Genomic DNA, 17710 nt, shown 5'->3' with positions numbered 1-17710 from the left:
CGCGAAGATCAGGAGTTCTTCTTCTGTTCCTGCTTGACGAGTCCGCCGCCGATGATCAGCCGCTGGATCTCGCTGGTGCCCTCGTACAGGCGCAGCAGACGCACATCACGGTAGATCCGCTCGACGGCGACCTCACGCATGTAGCCGCTGCCACCGTGGATCTGCACCGCGAGATCGGCGACCTTGCCGACCATCTCGGTGCAGAACAGCTTCGCCACCGACGGCGCGATCCGGCGATCGGTCTCCTCGACCCACGCCTTCGCGGCGTCGCGGACCAGGGCGCGGCCGGCCATCACACCGGTCTGCTGATCGGCGATCATCGCCTGCACCAACTGGAAGTTGCCGATCGGAGTGCCGCCCTGGGTCACCGCGGCCGCATAGGCCACCGATTCGTCGAGCGCACGCTGGGCCTGACCGACCGACAGTGCGGCGATGTGCACGCGACCGCGGGCGAGCGAGACCATCGCGGCCTTGTAACCGACGTCCTCGCTGCCACCGACGAGCGCGGAGTTCGGCACCCGCACCCCGTCGAAGTGCACATCGGCGGTCCAGGCGCCCTCCTGGCCCATCTTGGCGTCCTTGTTGCCCACCGTCAGACCCGGGGTGTCGGCGGGGACGAGGAAGACCGCGATGCCGGTGCCGTTCTCGTCCGCGGGGCGGGTGCGGGCGAAGACGACGAACAGGTTCGCCAGCGGCGCGTTGGTGATGAAGCGCTTCTCACCGGTGATGACCCAGTCGTCGCCGTCGCGCACGGCCTTGGTGCGCAGACCCGACGGATTCGAGCCCGCGCCCGGCTCGGTGAGCGCGAAGGAGGCGACGACCTCGCCGGAGGCGATGCCCTCGAGCCACTGCTTCTTCTGCTCGTCGGTGCCGAAGTTCACCAGCACCTGGCCGGCGATGCCGTTGTTGGTGCCGAACATCGAGCGCAGCGACAGCGTCGTGTAACCCAGCTCCATCGCCAGTTCCGCGTCCTGCTGCAGATTCAGGCCGAGACCGCCCCATTCCTGCGGGATGGCGTAACCGAACAGGCCCATGTCCTTCGCGGCCTGGCGGATGTCCTCGGGGATCGCGTTCGTCTCGGCGATCTCCTGCTCGCGCGGCACGACCACGTTGCGCACGAACGCGCGGGTCTGCGCGAGGATCTCGCGGAAGTCGTCTTCGTCGACCTCGGGGGCCGGGATGGAGAGTGTCATGTCTACAACCTTTGTGCGGCCGCGGGAAGGTGTCCAATACGAATGGCGCCATTCCCGTATAGGCATTGTCGATGGATCGAGGCCGTTCCACGGGTCGGATCGCCGTTATATTCGGAGCATCGACTTGTCTGGGGGCCGTCCCGAGCCCCGCCGAAAGGAATCGTAGATGTCTCTGTTGGAGAACCGCACTGCCGTGATCACCGGTGGCGCTCAGGGAATCGGCTTCGCCATCGCACAGGAGTTCGTCGATGCCGGCGCCCGCGTCGTGATCGGCGACCTCGACCTCGATGCCGCCACCGCCGCCGCCGAGAAGCTCGGTGGCCGCGACGTGGCCCGGGCCGTGCGCGCCAACGTCGTCGAGTCCGCCGACTGGGACACCCTCCTCGCCGAGGCCGTCGACGGTTTCGGTTCGCTCGACGTGGTGGTCAACAACGCCGGTATCACCCGCGACGCGACGATGCGCACGATGACCGAAGAGGACTTCGACCTGGTCATCTCGGTGCACCTCAAGGGCACCTGGCACGGCACCCGCAAGGCCGCCGCGATCATGCGTGAGGCCAAGCGTGGCGCGATCGTCAACATCTCCTCGCTGTCCGGCAAGGTCGGCATGGTCGGCCAGACCAACTACTCCGCCGCCAAGGCAGGCATCGTCGGCCTGACCAAGGCCGCCGCCAAGGAGATGGCGCACCACGGCGTCCGCGTCAACGCGATCCAGCCCGGCCTGATCCGTTCGGCGATGACCGAGGCCATGCCGCAGAAGGCATGGGACCAGAAGATGAGCGAGATCCCGATGGGCCGCCCCGGTGAGGTCGACGAGATCGCCTCCGTCGCACTGTTCCTCGCGTCCGACATGTCCTCCTACATGACCGGCACCGTCCTCGAGGTCACCGGCGGCCGCTTCATGTGACGGTCCACCCGTCACCTCACTCTCTTCCCGAAAGGTCATCATGCGCGAAGTAGTCATCTGCGAGCCGGTCCGTACTCCGATCGGCCGCTACGGCGGAATGTTCAAGTCCCTCACCGCAGTCGATCTCGGTGTCGCGGCACTGAAGGGTCTGCTCGAACGCACCGGTGTTGCGCCCGAACAGGTTCAGGACGTCATCCTCGGCCACTGCAACGGCAACAGCGAGGCCCCGGCCATCGGCCGCGTCGTCGCCCTCGACGCCGGTCTGCCGATCATGGTGCCCGGCATGCACATCGACCGCCGTTGCGGTTCGGGCCTGCAGGCCGTCATCCAGGCCGCCTTCCAGGTCGGTAACGGCGACCACGATCTCGTCGTCGCCGGTGGCACCGAGTCGATGAGCAACGCGGCGTTCTACTCCACCGACATCCGATGGGGCGGTGCCCGCACCGGTGTGCAGATGCACGACGGTCTGGTCCGCGCCCGTTCGACCGCCGGTGGCCGCTTCTACCCGGTGCCCGGCGGCATGATCGAGACCGCCGAGAACCTGCGTCGCGAGTACTCGATCTCCCGCGAGGAGCAGGACGAGCTCGCCCTGAACTCGCACCTGCGTGCCGTCCACGCCCAGAAGAACGGGATCCTCGCCGAGGAGATCATCCCCGTCACGGTCAGCAGCCGTAAGGGCGACGAGGTCATCGACACCGACGAGCACCCGCGCCCCGACATCAGCCTGGAGACCCTCGCCAAACTGAAGCCGATCATGGGCAAGCAGGACCCCGAGGCCACCGTCACCGCCGGCAACGCCAGCGGCCAGAACGACGCCGCGTCCATGGCGATCGTCACCACCCCGGAGAAGGCCGCCGAGCTGGGCCTGACCCCGCTGGTGCGGTTCGTCTCGTGGGGTGTGGCGGGTGTCCAGCCCAAGATCATGGGCATCGGCCCCGTGCCGGCCACCGAGGTCGCCCTTGCCAAGGCGGGCATCACCCTCGCCGACGTCGACCTCATCGAGCTCAACGAGGCGTTCGCCGCGCAGGCCCTCGCCGTGACCCGCGAGTGGAAGTTCGGCAAGGCCGACTTCGAGCGCACCAACGTCCACGGCTCCGGCATCTCGCTCGGCCACCCGGTCGGCGCGACCGGCGGACGCATGCTCGCCACCCTCGCCCGCGAGCTGCACCGTCGCGAGGCCCGCTACGGCCTCGAGACCATGTGCATCGGCGGCGGCCAGGGTCTGGCAGCGATCTTCGAGCGCGTCGCGTAAGCAGTCGGCTCCCGGTTCGGGGAGGTTGTGTCCGGTTTTCTCGAAAAATCCGGACACAGCCTCCCCGAACTTCTTTCGTCCCAGGTGACGGCCTGGGGATAACGTCCGAGCTTGTCCACAACCGGCCTCGACGCGGCGTCCGGGCGGGAGTCGCGCCGGACATGCTCGGCGCGTGATCGACTTCGACGAACCGTTCTCGGGGCGTGCGGCACTTACTGCCGGCGTCGTCACGCGGCATCGACTCGCGCGCGACTTCGTCCATCTCCATCGCGACGTCTACATCCGACGAGGAGTCCCGGCGACCCCGCTGCTGCGCGCAAAGGCGGCGTGGTTGTGGTCGCAGGGCCGCGGCGTCCTCGCGGGAGTCTCCGCCGCTGCCGTGCACGGTACGCGGTGGCTCGACCCGGATGCGGCGGCCGAACTCGTCCGCTCCGATCACGTCCGGTCGGTGCCGGGTATCTCGGTCCGACGCGCCCCGAAGCTCGACACCTGCCTGGTCGACGGGATGGTCGCGACCACACCGGCGCAGACGGCCTTCGATCTCGCCCGACGAATGCCGCTCGACCGCGCCGTCGAAACGATCGACGCACTCTGCAACGCGACCGGCCTGAAGGTGCGTGAGATCGAGGAACTGACGACGAGGAGCAAGGGCGCACACGGCATCGGTGCCGTGCCGCGGGTGCTCGCCCTCGTCGACGGTGGAGCTGCGTCACCGCCCGAGACCCACACGCGTCTGCTCCTCGTCCGTGCCGGTCTCCCGCCGCCGGAGACCCAGATCGAGATCTTCGTCGGCGACGCGTTCGTGGCGCGAGCCGACATGGGATGGAAGCAGTGGCGGGTCCTCGTGGAGTACGACGGCGTGCAGCACTGGACCGACCCCACCCAGCGCACCCGCGACATCGACCGGTACGCGGTGCTGCCCGAACTGGGGTGGACGGTCATCCGGGTCGGTGCCGACCTCCTCTACCGGCGGCCCGACGTCTTCGTCGAACGGGTGCGTCGTGCTCTGGGAGCGGCCGGTGCGCCCGTCTGAGCAGGACTTCGGGGAGGTTGCGTGCGTGTTTTTCGAGAAACGCGACCACAACCTCCCCGAAGTTCCGAAGGCAACGCTATCCGGTGCGGAGGAGATAGAAGCGGAAGAAGCCGAAGTCCTCGATGGGGAGCACGTCGACCCCGGTGAAACCGGCGTCGAGGGCGTAGCGACGCAGGGTCGCGGGACGCATGACGGTGCCCGTCGCGGCGCTCGGTGTGTGGCTCATGCCGTCGGGGAGGCAGATGGTGAGGCTGTAGCCGTACATGAGCCGTTCGACGTCGTCGCCGGGCGCGGTGAAGGTGTCGGCGACCGCTTCGTCCAGGACGATCATGAACCCGCCGGGTGCGAGCGAACGCCGCACGGCGGCCAGCACCTCGACCGGTTGCGGCATGTCGTGGACGCACTCGAACGCGAAGGCCGCGTGGAAGTTTCCACCGGGCAGTTCGGACGCGTCGCACTGCGTGAACGTGACGCGCTGCGCCACATCGGTATTCTCCGCGAGGTTCGACCGGGCCATCTCGACCGACGGGGCGTCGATGTCGAAGCCCTGCACCGTCGCATCCGGATAGGTGCGCGCGATCGTGATCGTCGACCATCCTCCGCCGCAGCCGATGTCGGCGATCTTCGCGCCCGGCTGCCCGAGCACCCGGTCGACCTCCGGTACCGACCGCAGAGCATCGGGTAGTGCCTTCTCGAACAGCGGCCTGTTCGCGTCGGCCTGCGACTCGCACACGTCGCGACCGAACTGGCTCCAACTCACTCCGCCGCCGCTGCGGTACGCCTCGAGCAGACCGGGAAGCTGCATCGTCGCGCCGACGATCATCCGAGCGAGCGGCGCCATGTACGCCAGGTTGCGCGGATCGGTGAGCACCTCGCGACCGGCCGACGACAGAGCGAAGCGTGGGGGATCACCGTCGTCGACGTCGAGCAGACCGGTCACGGCCTGCTGCTCGAGCCACTCCCGGGTGTACCGCGGGTGGGTCCCGGTGCGTTCGGCCAGTTCGTCGGCCGTCGCAGGTCCGTCGTCGGCGAGGCTTCGGTACCAGCCGAGACGGTCACCGATCAGGATCGTGAGGGTGTCCATGGTGCCGAGGACGGAATCGAGGACGCGCTGCGCGTAGGCGTCGACGGAGTCGAGATGGGTGGAGGAACTCGTCGAAGTGGACATACCGATCATCTCCCGAGGGCGGAAGTGGACGTCGTCCCCACTATCGTCGCGCCGGGATCCCCGGATGTCACCGCATCAGCGGACTCATTCGGTCGCGTCGGACTCCTCGGACGACCGCACGAAGTCGACGAAAGCGCGTCCGGCCTTCGACAGCGAGGCCGGGTCGAACACCAGCCCGTACGACTGCGCGAAGGTCGGCTCGCACGGGCGGACCACCGCGACGTCCTGCGCCGACTCGGCGAGAGACCGTTCGACGAACGATCCGCCCAGACCGGCGAGCACCATCGGCAGGCGGGCCTCGCGATGGTCGGTGAGCACGGAGATGGGGCGGCGCACCTCGGCCTGTCGCATCGCGTAGTCGATCGCGTCGCTCACGGAGCCACCACCGCGCGGCACGAAGACCATCGGGATGTCGGGGAGCTCGGCCAAGGACAGCGGCCCGGGCGGCAGGTCGGTGCCAGGGGGATAGGCGAGCCAGTACTCGGTCTGTCCGAGCTCGATGATCTCGAGCCCCACCTCGTCCTCGACCGGCAGGTGGGTGACGACGAACTCGCAGTGACCGTCGTGGATGACCGACGCGGTGAACTCCTCCGCACGCAGATCGCCGAGGCGCGCGGTGACCTTGGGATGGAGGCGACGGAACTCGGAGACCAGGTCGACGATCGGGCCGGTCGCGAGAGCGGGGAAGACCATCAGATCCAGTCGGCCCGTGACCTCGGTCGTCGACACGGTGAGCAGCTCCTCGACGGCGTTCACATCGCGGAGGATCTGCCGGCTCGGGCCGATCAGCGCCTTGCCCGCCGCAGTGAGGACCATGCCGCGCCCGATGCGGTGGAACAGCTGCACACCCAGCTCGCGCTCGAGGCTGCGCAGTGCCTGGGAGACGGTGGGCTGGGCGACGCCGAGCTCGGCGGCCGCGCCGTTGATGCCGTCGTTCTCCACGACGGCGAGGAAGTACTCGACCTGACGGAACTCCATGTCGTCACGCTTCCCAGGGGGTGCCGGTGGTGGTCGCCACGAATGCGGCGGCAGCGGGGGACAGATCGCCGGGTCGCATCACCAGCCCGACGGGACGTCGGAACGGTGAGTCCAGCGGCCGGACGACGGCACCGGGGATCTGCTTCTCGGCGACGCGACGCGGAACGATCGTCCCGGCGGTGCCACGCTCGACGAACTGCCACAGGGCGGCCTGGTTGGCGCAGTCGACGACGACGTTCTGCTCGCCGAGCAGTTCACCGGTGCGCGCGGCGCTCGCGCGGGAGCCGAGGTCGAGGACCAGCGGGAAGTCGCGGACCTGCGCCCGGGTGACGGGGTCGGGCACGTCGGCGGCGAGGTCGGGGTGCAGGGCGAGCACCATCTCCTGCTCGAGGACGGGGACGGTGATCATGCCGGCGTGCTCGACCGACAGGTCGGTGATGCCGATCTCCGCCTCGCCGCGGCGCAGCGCCGCATGCACTCCGGGAGGTCCTTCCGCGTCGTTCACCCGCACGGTCAGGTTGGGGTAGCGCTGACGGAAGCGCTGGACGAACTCGATGACGGGGTGGATCGAGAACGTCGCGAAGGTGACGATCTCGACGCGGCCGGCCTCGAGGTCGCGCACCGCCGCGACCTTCTGTTTCGCCCGCTCGACGTCGGCCAGGATGCGGCGTGCGGCGACCTCGAGGACGCGACCGTCCTCGGTGAGGGTGAGCCGTCGGCCGGTGCGGTCGAACAGGGTCGTGTCGAGGCGTCGTTCGAGGGTGCGGATGGCCTGCGACAACGACGGCTGCGAAATATAGAGTGCCTGAGCAGCTTTCGTGATCCCGCCGTGGTCGACGACGGCCACGAAATAGGTCACGAGGTGCAAGTCCACCCGATTATCGTAGGTGACGCCCCGAATCGTCCCGCACGTAACCGTCAGGAAGGGGTGTCGACCGGGCGCGGTACCTGCCATCCGCCGGTGAACGACGGCTCGCGTTTCTCGACGAAGGCGCGCATCGCATCGGGGGCGTCGGTGGCGTGGTTGACCGCCTGAGAGCGGGCCTCGTTCTCGAGTGCCTCGCGCAGCGTGAGCGACGAACCCTGCTCGAGCATCCGCGCCGACATGCTCACCGCGACCGGCGGGGCCGCTGCCAGCCGCGCGGCCAGTTCGGCGGCCCGGCCGGCGAGGGCGTCGGGCTCGACGAGCTCGGTCACCAGGCCCAAGCCGTACGCTTCCTCGGCGCTCACGATGTCGGCGAGCATGACCAGACGCTTCGCCTGATGCAGTCCGACGAGGCGCGGCAGGATCCACGACCCGCCGAAGTCGACCGACAGTCCGCGGCGCGCGAAGATCTGACTGAACTTCGCCGTCCGGGAGGCGACGACCACGTCGCACAGCAGCGCCATGTTCCATCCGGCGCCCACCGCATACCCTTCGACCTGCGCGACCAGCGGTTTGGAGAACTCCGCGACGGCGAGCGCCGTCGAGTTGATCTCCCGCATGCGGTCGAGGGGATGGGTGGAGTCGCGCCGCTCCATGTCGGCGCCGGTGCAGAAGTCGCCGCCGGCGCCGGTGAGAATCACGGCGCGGACGGAGTCGTCGTGCTGGAGCGCACCGAACGTCTCACGCAACGACCGCCACGCCTCGACCGTCATCGCGTTCTTGCGCTCCGGCCGGCTCAGTGTGATCGTGGCGACCGAGCCATCATGCGCGACCAGCACGTCCGACATTCCTACTCGCCCTTCCAGACCGGTGCGCGCTTCTCGGCGAACGCCCGGGCGCCTTCCTTGGCGTCGGCAGACGCGAAGACCGGGTCGATGAACTTGCGCTGCGCGACGAAGGCGTCGGGGTCGGTGTAGTTGGCGGCCATCGCGACGACCTGCTTCGTGGCCTTGACGGCGAGCGGGCCGTTCGCCGCGACGCGGGCGGCGAGTTCCTTTGCCACCGTGAGTGCTTCACCGGGCTCGGTGACGCGGTTGACCAGACCGTGCTGGTGGGCGACCTCGGCGGTGAGCGGGTCACCGGTGATGGCCAGCTCCATCGCGAGCGGGTAGGGCAGGATCTTCGGCAGGCGCAGCAGGCCACCTGCCGCTGCGGCGAGTCCGCGCTTGACCTCGGGGATACCGAACTTCGCTTCGCGCGACGCGACGATCAGGTCGGCGGACAGTGCGAGTTCGCATCCACCGGCCAGGGCCCAGCCCTCGACGGCGGCGATGAGAGGCTTGCTCGGCGGTGCCTCGGTGATGCCGCCGAAGCCGCGACCGGGGATCGACGGCTTCTCGCCGCGCGCGAACGCCTTCAGGTCCATTCCGGCGCAGAATGTTCCGCCGGCGCCGGTGAGGATGCCGATGGTCAGGTCGGGGCGTGCCTCGAACTCGTCGATGGCCGCGGCCAGCGCCTCGGAGACCTCGAGGTTCACGGCGTTCTTGGCCTCGGGGCGGTTGAGGGTGAACACCGCGACGCCGTCGGCGAATTCGGTGAGGACAACGCTCATGTCAGTTTTCCTTCGTATCGGTCGGAGCGGAGAGAGTCCAGCGGGCGGGAGTTCCACCGTCGGAACGGATGTCGCCTCGGTCGGCGAGAACGAGGAGATGGGCCTGGGTCTCGCGGACGGCGAGTCGCTGCAGCCGGGGGTCCATCACGTCGATGGGGCGCGACCAGGTGACGCGGGTCGTGATCTCCCATGCCGTCGATTCGGGCCGGGCCGCGACGGCGTTGCGGATCTCGTCGAGACGGACCTCGTGGTGGTCCATGAGCTGGCGTGCGCGCTCGGTGACTCCGCGGAAGCGGTACTCGTGGGCGGGCAGCACCTCGCAGTCCGGCAGCGCCGTCGTGGCGTGCAGCGACAACAGGTAGCGATGCAGTGGGTCGCCCAGTTCGCCGGGGCCCGAGGAGATGTTGGGGCTGATGCGCGGGAGCATGTGGTCGCCGCTGAACAGCAGGTCGCGGTCGCGGTCGACGAATGCGAGATGTCCGGGCGTGTGACCGGGGGTCCACACCGCTTCGATGTTCCAGCCGGGAAGGTCCAGCCGATCACCGTGGGCGAGAACGACATCGGCGCTCTCCCCCTGGGGGAAACGGACGAGTTCGAAGCGGGCGGCCTCGACGACCTCGGGCGGGGCACCGAGCCCGGTGAGGTCCACGCGCCAAGCTTCCTTGTCGGCGGCGACGTCCTCCGGCGTGAAGTGTCCGAGGGCTGCGGCGTCGGCGGCGTGCATCGCGATGACGGCGCCGGTCGTCTCCTTCAGACGGGGTGCCAGGCCGAAATGGTCGGGATGCAGGTGGGTGATCGCCGCGTAGCGCACGTCGGTGATGTGGTGGCCGGTCGCGGCGACACCGGCGACGAGGGTGTCCCACGACTCCTCGGTGTCCATGCCGAGGTCGATCAGGGCGAGGCCGTCGTCGAGTGCGAGTGCGTACGAGAGTACGTACCGCAGTGGGTTCTTCGGCATCGGGACCGGGATCGACCACAGTCCCGGACGCACTTCTTCGACGGGCGGCAGTACTCCGGCGGCCCATGCTTCGCGCTGGACGGTGCCGAGGTCCTCGGTGACGATCACGGCGTCGTTCCCTCCTGCACGGGAGCGAACTCGTTGCGCAGTGTGCGCTTGAGGATCTTTCCGCTCGCGTTGCGGGGCAGTTCGTCGACGAAGTGGATGTGCCGGGGCTTCTTGTAGGACGCGAGTCGCTCCACCGTGAACTGGAGGAGTTCGTCCTCGGTCGGGCGGGATGCGCCCGGCGCGACCCGCACGACGGCGGTGACGGCCTCGCCCCAACGGTCGTCGGGCACACCGACGACGGCGACCTCGGCGACGGCCGGGTGTTCGGACAGGACGGATTCGACCTCGATCGGGTAGACGTTCTCGCCACCCGAGATGATCATGTCCTTCACGCGGTCGGTGACGAAGAGATAGCCGTCGGAGTCGATGTGTCCGGCGTCGCCGGTGCGCAGGAAACCGTCGGCCGTGAACAGGGCCGCGTTCTCGGCGTCGCGACGCCAGTAACCCGACGTGTTGTTCCGCGACCGGCAGACGATCTCGCCCGTCTGCCCGCCGGGAAGCGGTTCGCCCGTGGCGATGTCGCGGATCTCGACCTCGACGCCGGGGAGCGGGCTGCCGGCCGAACGCAACAGGTAGGAGCGGGATCCGTGCGGGTCGTGGTCGTCGGCGCGCAGGGCGGTGAGGGCACCCATCGTCTCGGTCATGCCGTAGCGCTGCACGAAACGGCAGCCGAGGGTGTCCATGGCGCGGGCGAGCTGGGTGGGCGTGATGGGGGAGGCGCCGTAGGCCACCAGACGCAGCGTCGACAGGTCGTGATCCGACAGGTCGGGCATCTCGACGAGCATGTTGATCACCGACGGCACGAGGAAGGCGTGGGTGATGCCGTGCTCGGAGATGGCTGCCGCCACGAGGTTCGGGCGCATCTCGCCGAGCAGCACCAGGTGCAGACCCGCCGACAGGGTCGTGCTCATCCAGCCGGCACCGGCGATGTGGAACAGGGGCAGCGCGTCGAGGGACACCGAGTCCTCGGTGAACTCGTACAACGCGAAGTTCCGCGGTTCGTTGAACAGGTTGTGATGCGTCGCCACAACACCTTTGGGGCGACCGGTGGTGCCCGAGGTGTAGAGCTGCAGCACCTCGGTCCGCGGGTCGTCGCCGAATCCGGGGTCGATGTCGTCACCGGAGGCGACGAAGTCCTCCCACGACCGTGCGCCGGGCACGGTGGAGGCGTCGCCCACCACGACGATCTGTGCCTCGGGCAGGACTGCGGCGGCCGCGCGGGCGGATGCGGCGAACTCGTCCTCGACGATCAGGACGTCGAGCTGCGCGTCGTCGGCGATGTCGGCGATCTCGCCCGGATTCAGACGCCAGTTGAGCGGAGTGAAGACCAGGCCGGCCTTGGCGCAGCCGACGAACGAGGCCGCACCGGGCAGGCCCATGCGCAGCAGCGCACCGATACGCTTGGACGTCGCCGGAACGGTCGCGAGTGCCGAGGCGACCCGGTTGGTGAGCGCGTCGAACTCGGAGTAGGTGAGTGTCGTTCCGCCGGAGCTGACCGCCGCACGATCCGGATGTTCGACTGCCAGCTGCCGGATTCGGTTGGGAAGGTGCAACTCGCTCACATCACGCTCCTGATCGACACGGCCGGCGCGCGGACATGCCGTCCACGCCGGTCCAGTCGATCACGACCGTGACTGCTGCCACAAAGACCTGCGGCCGCACGAAACGTTAGGACAAACCTATGGGCGCACATCGAGACCTACGTCGCATGCGGGATCCGGCGGGAATCTCGCGCACGACGTCGGTCTCGACGCAGTCGATCAGTCGATCTGCAGTTCACCCATCCGGGCCCACTCGGTGCCCGGGATCTCCGTGTTCAGGATGCGCGGGGTCTCGCTCAGCGCCGGCCGCATCGCGTCGAGTCCCTTGCGGAAGTGATCGGACTTCACGTGCTCGGCTCCGGCGTCGCCGTCGCGGAACGCCTCGACGAGAACGTACTCGGACGGATCGTCCACGCTGCGCGACCAGTCGAACCACAGGTTCCCGGGTTCGCCTCGCGTCGCCTCGGTGAACTCCGCGGTGGTCTCGAGCCAGCTGTCCTGGTACTCGGGCTTCACCTTGAAACGGACCACGATGAAGATCATCTTGCCTCCGGTCGGTAGATGTTGGAGGGACGGATCGTCCCTTCGTCGAACATATCGCCGTACTCACCGGTGAGGGCGTCGAATCCGTGACCGAGCGGCAGACCCCCACGAGGCAACCCGACACGTCAGCGACGTTCCGTCAGCCGCTCGTAGGACACCCGCCACACCCATTCGACCGGTCCCTGGCGGAATCGGCCGAGCCACCAACGGGATCCGACGACCATCACCGCTCCCACCGCGATGTACACCGCGATCGTGAACGGGACCCGCATGGCGGGGTCCACGGTCTTCGCCAGACCGAATCCCCAGTCGTAACAGAGCACCGACGCGACGATGTTCTGCAGGATGTAGCAACTCAGCGCGGTCCGCCCGATGCGTTCACAGGCGGTGCCGACCGTGCCGGTGGTGGACCTGCCGATGTAGAAGTGGGCGATCCACGCCAGCAGGCCGAGCGCGACGAACGGGGCGATGCCGTAGCGCGCTGCGAATACACCTGCGGCACCGCCGAACAGACCCACGGCGAGGTCGAGCGGTGCTGCGATCGCCCCGACCACCATCAGCCGCCGGCGCAGCACCGCACCTCTGCTGTCGAACAGCCCGGAGGAATACAGTGCGGCGCCGGTCAGGAACAGCGCGACCGTCATCGGGATCACGAAGATCACCTCGGCGCGGAACGCCGCGGCGTTGTCCACCCGGAAGACGACCATGTCCCACCAGGTGGCGGTGGTCAGCTCGGGAGTCTCCGGATTCGACGGTGAGGCGGCGAGCGCCACGACGAGCGCGGTCACAGCCAGCGCGTGCACGGCGACGGCCGTCCCCGCGACCCACAGCCGCACACGACGGGAGGAGATCACCAGTCCGCACACGATCATGGACGTCAGCGCGTATCCCATGAGGATGTCGAATTCGGCGACGAGCAGGTAGTGCACGAGCCCGTCGACGAGGAGCAGGGCGGCGCGTACCCGGTAGCCGCCGGGCCACGGCCGCCCCGCTCGCTGTGCGGACGCTGCCTGCACGGCCAGTCCGATCCCGAACATCAGCGTGAGCAACCCGAGAAACTTTCCCTCGGCGAGTTGCATGAGGATGCGTTGCGGCCACGGATCGGTGCCGATCGAGTCGAGATAGCCGATGAAGCCGGCGGGGTCGGTGAAGATCCAGACGTTGGCGGCGAAGGTGCCGAGGATGGCGATCCCCCGGGCCACGTCGAGGGCGAGGATGCGTCGCTGCTGCGTCGTCGGATCGGTGACCGTCATGATCCCCACCATGCGATGCGGCGGGGTCGGCGCGCGTCGGCCGACCGGGGGATGGCGGGTCGTCCATGCGGGTGACCCGACGCCCGGTGATCTCCCTGAGAGCGTGGAGCGACGAGGTGGAACAGAGCAAGAACTGTCGGGTCCCGTGGGCATCGGTGATGTGAGCATGGAGTCATGCACGAAACCCCTGCCGAACTCGCCGAACTCCAGGTGCTCCTCGACACGTCGCTGTCCCGGTCCACATCCCACCTGAGGTCGATCGTCGACGCCTCGCGGACCCTCACGGCCGAGCAACTCGTCCAGGTGCTCACGGGCATGTGCGTCCTCTCGCTGGCGACGGTCACCGCCGGCGGGGAACCGCGCATCAGCGCTGTGGACGGACATTTCCTGCACGGCAAGTGGTACTTCGGCACGGCCCCCAATGCCGCCAAGGCCCGGCATCTCGCCGCACGTCCCGCGGTCAGCGCGGCGCACATGCGCGGGGAGGACCTCGGAGTGTTCACACATGGCCACGTGGAGATTCTCAATCCGCGCGGCGGTGAGCCGGCCGACGACTGGCCCGAACTGCTCGCCTACCTTCAGTCGTTCTACGGCGGGGACGCGTTCGACTGGAGCGAGGAGGTGGTCTACTACCGCCTGGATCCGCACTGGATGACCGTGTACGCGCCGGATTTCACGGCGCTCGTCGACCGGCGCTGACCCTGTCGTCCGAGGGTTCGATCACTCCGGAAGCGAGCTCCCGCCCAGCGCACCACGCAGATGCTCGGTCTCGGTGGGCAGGCTGTCGGGAACGAACGTCCATCGGCCTCCCGTCCACGGATCGGTCAGCTCCCCGTCGACGGGAAGCTTCTGCGCCTCGTCCCACAGGATCTCCGCGACCCGATCGTCCGGGGGATCTCCCGCGAGGACGACCGAGACCCGACCGGCACTGCCGGTACGCGCGATCCGGACGATCTCGAGCAGGTCGTCGTGGTCGTAGCCGTAAGGGAACCCGGCGAGGACCAGCAACACGGGTGAGGTGGTCTCCGCGTCGACCTGCCGGGCGAGCGCGTCGAGGTCCGCCGCGTCGGCCAGCCCCCGGAGTTTGGCGGGGACCTGCGACCGGTCGTGGACGGGCGGTCCGGCAAGTCGGGCTGCGGTGAGGGGTTCGAGTGCGGGCAGCGTCCGCCCTGGATCGACGAGGTGCAACAGGGTGTCGGGCCGGGCCGTGAGCAGCCGCACGACCACGGACGACACGACGGGACCGAGTTCGGCCGGGTCGCCGTCGATCCACAACGGTCGCGTGAGCGGTGCCGGCAGGCACAGGGGGATGCGCAGCGGACCCAGATCGGGCGCCGTCACCTCACCCACCCGCACGCCGTCGCTCGGCAGGTGCAGGTGCATCCAGGCCGGGGAGATCCACGACGCGAGTGCGGGCGGCAACGTCGCGTCGACGGTGAGCAGTTCGGCGGCGAGCACCGCACTGTCATCGCGGTAGCGGGCCTCGGCGACACCGACGAGCTCGTCGTAGCGCTGCTGCGCACGCGCCCGGGCACGGTCGGCCTCGGGCTCCATGCGCCGGGCGGGATCGGCCACCGCTGCCGAGAGTTCGTCGTCGAAGCGGTGCTGGGCGAACTCCACACTCGACGTGTACGCGGCGGCCGATCGGGCGGCGTCCTCGAAGATCCGCCACAGCACCTCGAGAGGGGAGAGGCCGATGACGGGACCGGGCCCGGGAGCGGCTACCTTCTCCGCGTCGGAGGGTGACTCGACGTCCACCCCGTGCGCGGTGAACATCTCGGCGAGTCCACCGGCGTATCCCTGGCCGAGGGCGCGGATCTTCCATTCGTCGTGACGACGGTAGATCTCCCAGCACAGCAGCGCCGTCTCGGTACCGACCGCTGGTTCCACGTGAAACGACGCGAGGACGGTGCCCGCCGCGTCGGACAGCGAGGTCGACACCGCTGCGGGTCGCTCGCAGCCGACCGCACACAGCACGCGTGCGCCGGAACGGACCGCGTCGACGTCGACGACGATCGCCTCGCCGTCGAGCCGAACGCCTGCCGTCGTCGGTTGGTTGTAGAACACGACGTCGTCGGAGGACGCCACCTGCAGGCCGTCGTCCACGACGACCGCGCACACGTCCAGCGGGACGGATGTGGTCGCCACGAAACGGACCGTGCGGGTCGGCAGCGGGGCGTTGCGTCCCGCTGTGAAGAGCTCGCCCACCGGTCAGACGGCCAGGAACCGGCCCAGTTGCGGCGCGGCCTCACCGGGATGCTTCGCCTGCATGCCCTCGCCGATGGCCTGCAGCTTCCATTCGCTGCCCTGGCGGTAGACCTTCGCCATGACCATGCCCGTGAACGGCATGCCGCCCTGCAGCGTGTAGCGGGCCAGCTCGGTGTCGATCGTGCCGTCGACGAGACGGCAGAACGCGTTCTGCACCTGCTCGAAGGTGTGGCCCTTGTAGGAGGTCACGATGAACATCACCGTCGTGACATGGGCGGGGACCCGCGTGAGGTCGACGAGCATCACCTCGTCGTCGCCCTCACCGGCACCGGTGAGGTTGTCGCCCTGGTGCTGGATCGAGCCGTCCTTCGACTGCAGCTGGCCGTAGTACACGACGTCGGCGATCTGGTTGTCGGCGAACATCACGGCCGAGGCGTCGAGGTCGATGTCGGCGGAGCGGTTGCCGAACAGTCCGCGCTTCTCCACTGGATCCCAGCCGAGCCCCATGCGCAGGAAGGTCAACGCCACGCCGCCGTCCTTGCGAAGGGTGACCTTCTGGCCCTTCACCAGGCTCACCGGGCGGTTCTTCGTGAGGCTGACCTCGGCGGGCTGTGCCGGAGAGGCCGGAGGTGCCGGTTGAGTCGGGGTCGGCTGTGCCGGAGGCGGAGTCTGCTGAACCGGCGGAGCCGGAGCCGGCGTGGGAGCGACGGGCTGCGGTGCGGCAGCAGGCTGGGCGGGTGCGTCGTCGACGCTGACGCCGTGGTCGGTCACCAGCGCCGCGAAACCGCCCGCATATCCCTGGCCTACAGCGCGGACCTTCCACGCGCCCTGGCGCCGGTACAGCTCCAGCGCGATCACGATGGATTCGGTGCTCAGTCCGTCGATCCGGTACTCGTACAACACCGTTCCCGCACTGTCGGACACGCGCGCGGTGGGCGGTGCGAACCGGCCGAAGTTGCTCGACGCGTCGTCGAGGGTGATCACGGCACGTACCTGATCGATGTCGGCGGGAACCTGCGCGAGCGACACGGCGAGCGAGGCCGCCTGCCCGGGCGCACCGGGTACGAGACGCACGCCCGGCCCGGTGGGCTGGTTGAAGAACACGAAGTCGGCGTCGGAGCGCACCTTGCCGTCGGCCTTGACGAGCAGTGCGGACAGATCGGCGGGCGTGGTCAGCTCGAGCGAGACGACGACGTCGGACGCGGTGAGCGGTCCGTTCTGACCCTTGGAGAGCGGAGTCGGCAAGAGATGTGTCCTCACTGTGTCGGTGACCGGGCACCTTCTACTCTACGAAGCGACCGGAAGACGAGCGGATCGGGCGAACCAGGCGAGGATCTCCTCCCCGGCGGTGACGCCCGCGGCGTCGGTCACCGAGACGGTCGGGTGGCGCCAGTCCATCAGTTCGAGTTCGCCGTGGCGAGGCCGGATCGCGGCGTCGGCGGCCTTCAGCATCTCCGCATCGAGCGCACCGTCGCCCGCGGCGAAGACCGGGGCGTCGTCGGCAAGCACCCCGCGGTCGCGGAGCCGGCGGTGCACCTCGGCCACCGCGCGGCTCTTGCACACGCTGTTCGGCATCGTGTAGATCTTCCGGCCCTGCTGCGACGCGTTCCAGCCGCGCGTCGAACACCACAGGTGCCAGTCGTCGAGAAATCCCGCCGGTTGCGCTGCGACGTCGACGACGAGGTAGCAGAACAACTCGTCGGCGATGCGGAACTTCGACACCCAGTCCTCGGAGATTCGGCGGCGCAGTTCGGTCGTCACCTCGTCGAGGCTCGCGCCCCCCTCGCGTACCGCTGCTTCCACGGTCCTGCGCCAGTGCGGGTCGAGATGCCCGTCCTCGAGGATCGACCCACCGTTGCTCGCGATGGCATACCGCCACGGACCGCCGGGGAGGTCGATGCGGCGGAACTGTTCGGGTGTGCGCGTGGTCGTCGGCACCATCGCAACCTCGTCGGCGAGCGTCCGAAGCTGTTGTGCAGCAGTGTCGGTGACGTACGACAGCGGTGCGCCCTCGTAGTACTCGACACAGAGTAGATCCTGCGTGTCGAACTGGTCGCCGGTCATCGCGGCGCGCGAATAGATGAGGGTGCG

Annotated in this window: 17 protein-coding genes; 4 read left to right on the top strand and 13 right to left on the bottom strand. The window is 68.7% G+C overall.

What is annotated here, in order from left to right:
- Positions 1 to 8: 8 nt before the first annotated feature.
- Positions 9 to 1193: an acyl-CoA dehydrogenase family protein gene (locus tag B9C99_RS22150; RefSeq protein WP_059384416.1), complete on the bottom strand. Its 1185-nt coding sequence runs from the start codon at positions 1191 to 1193 to the stop codon at positions 9 to 11.
- 166 nt (positions 1194 to 1359) lie between these two features.
- Between B9C99_RS22150 and fabG the strand changes: the two genes are divergently transcribed.
- From fabG to B9C99_RS22135, 3 genes are all read left to right on the top strand, one after another.
- Positions 1360 to 2100, top strand: a complete 741-nt coding sequence (gene fabG, locus B9C99_RS22145; protein WP_059384417.1) for a 3-oxoacyl-ACP reductase FabG — start codon at positions 1360 to 1362, stop codon at positions 2098 to 2100.
- A gap of 40 nt (positions 2101 to 2140) precedes the next feature.
- Positions 2141 to 3352, top strand: a complete 1212-nt coding sequence (locus tag B9C99_RS22140) for an acetyl-CoA C-acetyltransferase (RefSeq protein WP_088899362.1) — start codon at positions 2141 to 2143, stop codon at positions 3350 to 3352.
- A gap of 172 nt (positions 3353 to 3524) precedes the next feature.
- A complete protein-coding gene (locus tag B9C99_RS22135) occupies positions 3525 to 4385 on the top strand; it encodes an endonuclease domain-containing protein (protein ID WP_088899361.1) in 861 nt (286 codons plus the stop codon).
- A gap of 76 nt (positions 4386 to 4461) precedes the next feature.
- Here B9C99_RS22135 and B9C99_RS22130 read toward each other — a convergent pair whose 3' ends face one another.
- The 9 genes from B9C99_RS22130 to B9C99_RS22090 all read right to left on the bottom strand — a co-directional run bounded on the left by B9C99_RS22130 (position 4462) and on the right by B9C99_RS22090 (position 13411).
- On the bottom strand, positions 4462 to 5562 hold the full coding sequence (locus B9C99_RS22130; protein ID WP_088899360.1) for a class I SAM-dependent methyltransferase: 1101 nt from the start codon (positions 5560 to 5562) through the stop codon (positions 4462 to 4464).
- A 75-nt stretch (positions 5563 to 5637) separates the two neighbouring features.
- Entirely contained in the window at positions 5638 to 6531 is an 894-nt protein-coding gene (locus B9C99_RS22125) for a LysR family transcriptional regulator (protein WP_088899359.1), read from the bottom strand.
- Between the two features lie 4 nt (positions 6532 to 6535).
- Positions 6536 to 7405, bottom strand: coding sequence for a LysR family transcriptional regulator (locus B9C99_RS22120; protein ID WP_088899358.1), 870 nt, complete (start codon positions 7403 to 7405; stop codon positions 6536 to 6538).
- 44 nt (positions 7406 to 7449) lie between these two features.
- On the bottom strand, positions 7450 to 8244 hold the full coding sequence (locus B9C99_RS22115) for an enoyl-CoA hydratase-related protein (protein ID WP_016695797.1): 795 nt from the start codon (positions 8242 to 8244) through the stop codon (positions 7450 to 7452).
- Between the two features lie 2 nt (positions 8245 to 8246).
- Positions 8247 to 9008, bottom strand: a complete 762-nt coding sequence (locus tag B9C99_RS22110) for a crotonase/enoyl-CoA hydratase family protein (protein WP_060652578.1) — start codon at positions 9006 to 9008, stop codon at positions 8247 to 8249.
- Position 9009: 1 nt separating this feature from the next.
- Entirely contained in the window at positions 9010 to 10074 is a 1065-nt protein-coding gene (locus B9C99_RS22105) for an MBL fold metallo-hydrolase (RefSeq protein WP_016692540.1), read from the bottom strand.
- Positions 10071 to 11636, bottom strand: coding sequence for a long-chain-fatty-acid--CoA ligase (locus B9C99_RS22100; protein ID WP_088899357.1), 1566 nt, complete (start codon positions 11634 to 11636; stop codon positions 10071 to 10073). The genes B9C99_RS22105 and B9C99_RS22100 overlap by 4 nt, the downstream gene beginning before the upstream one ends.
- Positions 11637 to 11834: 198 nt before the next feature.
- The gene (locus B9C99_RS22095) at positions 11835 to 12158 is read right to left on the bottom strand and encodes a putative quinol monooxygenase (protein ID WP_088899356.1); all 324 of its coding nucleotides are present in this window, start codon (positions 12156 to 12158) and stop codon (positions 11835 to 11837) included.
- Positions 12159 to 12283: 125 nt separating this feature from the next.
- Complete coding sequence (locus B9C99_RS22090) at positions 12284 to 13411, bottom strand: DUF418 domain-containing protein (protein WP_172415054.1); 1128 nt, start codon at positions 13409 to 13411, stop codon at positions 12284 to 12286.
- Between the two features lie 174 nt (positions 13412 to 13585).
- On the opposite strand from B9C99_RS22090, the gene B9C99_RS22085 reads away from it, so the two are divergent.
- Positions 13586 to 14110: a pyridoxamine 5'-phosphate oxidase family protein gene (locus B9C99_RS22085; RefSeq protein WP_088899354.1), complete on the top strand. Its 525-nt coding sequence runs from the start codon at positions 13586 to 13588 to the stop codon at positions 14108 to 14110.
- A gap of 21 nt (positions 14111 to 14131) precedes the next feature.
- Here B9C99_RS22085 and B9C99_RS22080 read toward each other — a convergent pair whose 3' ends face one another.
- The 3 genes from B9C99_RS22080 to B9C99_RS22070 form a co-directional block, all read right to left on the bottom strand.
- Complete coding sequence (locus B9C99_RS22080) at positions 14132 to 15559, bottom strand: TerD family protein (protein WP_253250159.1); 1428 nt, start codon at positions 15557 to 15559, stop codon at positions 14132 to 14134.
- Between the two features lie 63 nt (positions 15560 to 15622).
- Positions 15623 to 16864, bottom strand: coding sequence for a TerD family protein (locus B9C99_RS22075; RefSeq protein ID WP_088899352.1), 1242 nt, complete (start codon positions 16862 to 16864; stop codon positions 15623 to 15625).
- A gap of 42 nt (positions 16865 to 16906) precedes the next feature.
- Entirely contained in the window at positions 16907 to 17683 is a 777-nt protein-coding gene (locus B9C99_RS22070) for an HAD family hydrolase (protein WP_253250161.1), read from the bottom strand.
- Between the last annotated feature and the right edge of the window lie 27 nt (positions 17684 to 17710).

This window comes from Rhodococcus sp. BUPNP1, assembly GCF_002215235.1.
Classification (GTDB): Bacteria; Actinomycetota; Actinomycetes; order Mycobacteriales; family Mycobacteriaceae; genus Rhodococcus.
Note: the sequence above shows the minus strand (reverse complement) of the source record. Positions and strands in the feature narration are given on the sequence as shown.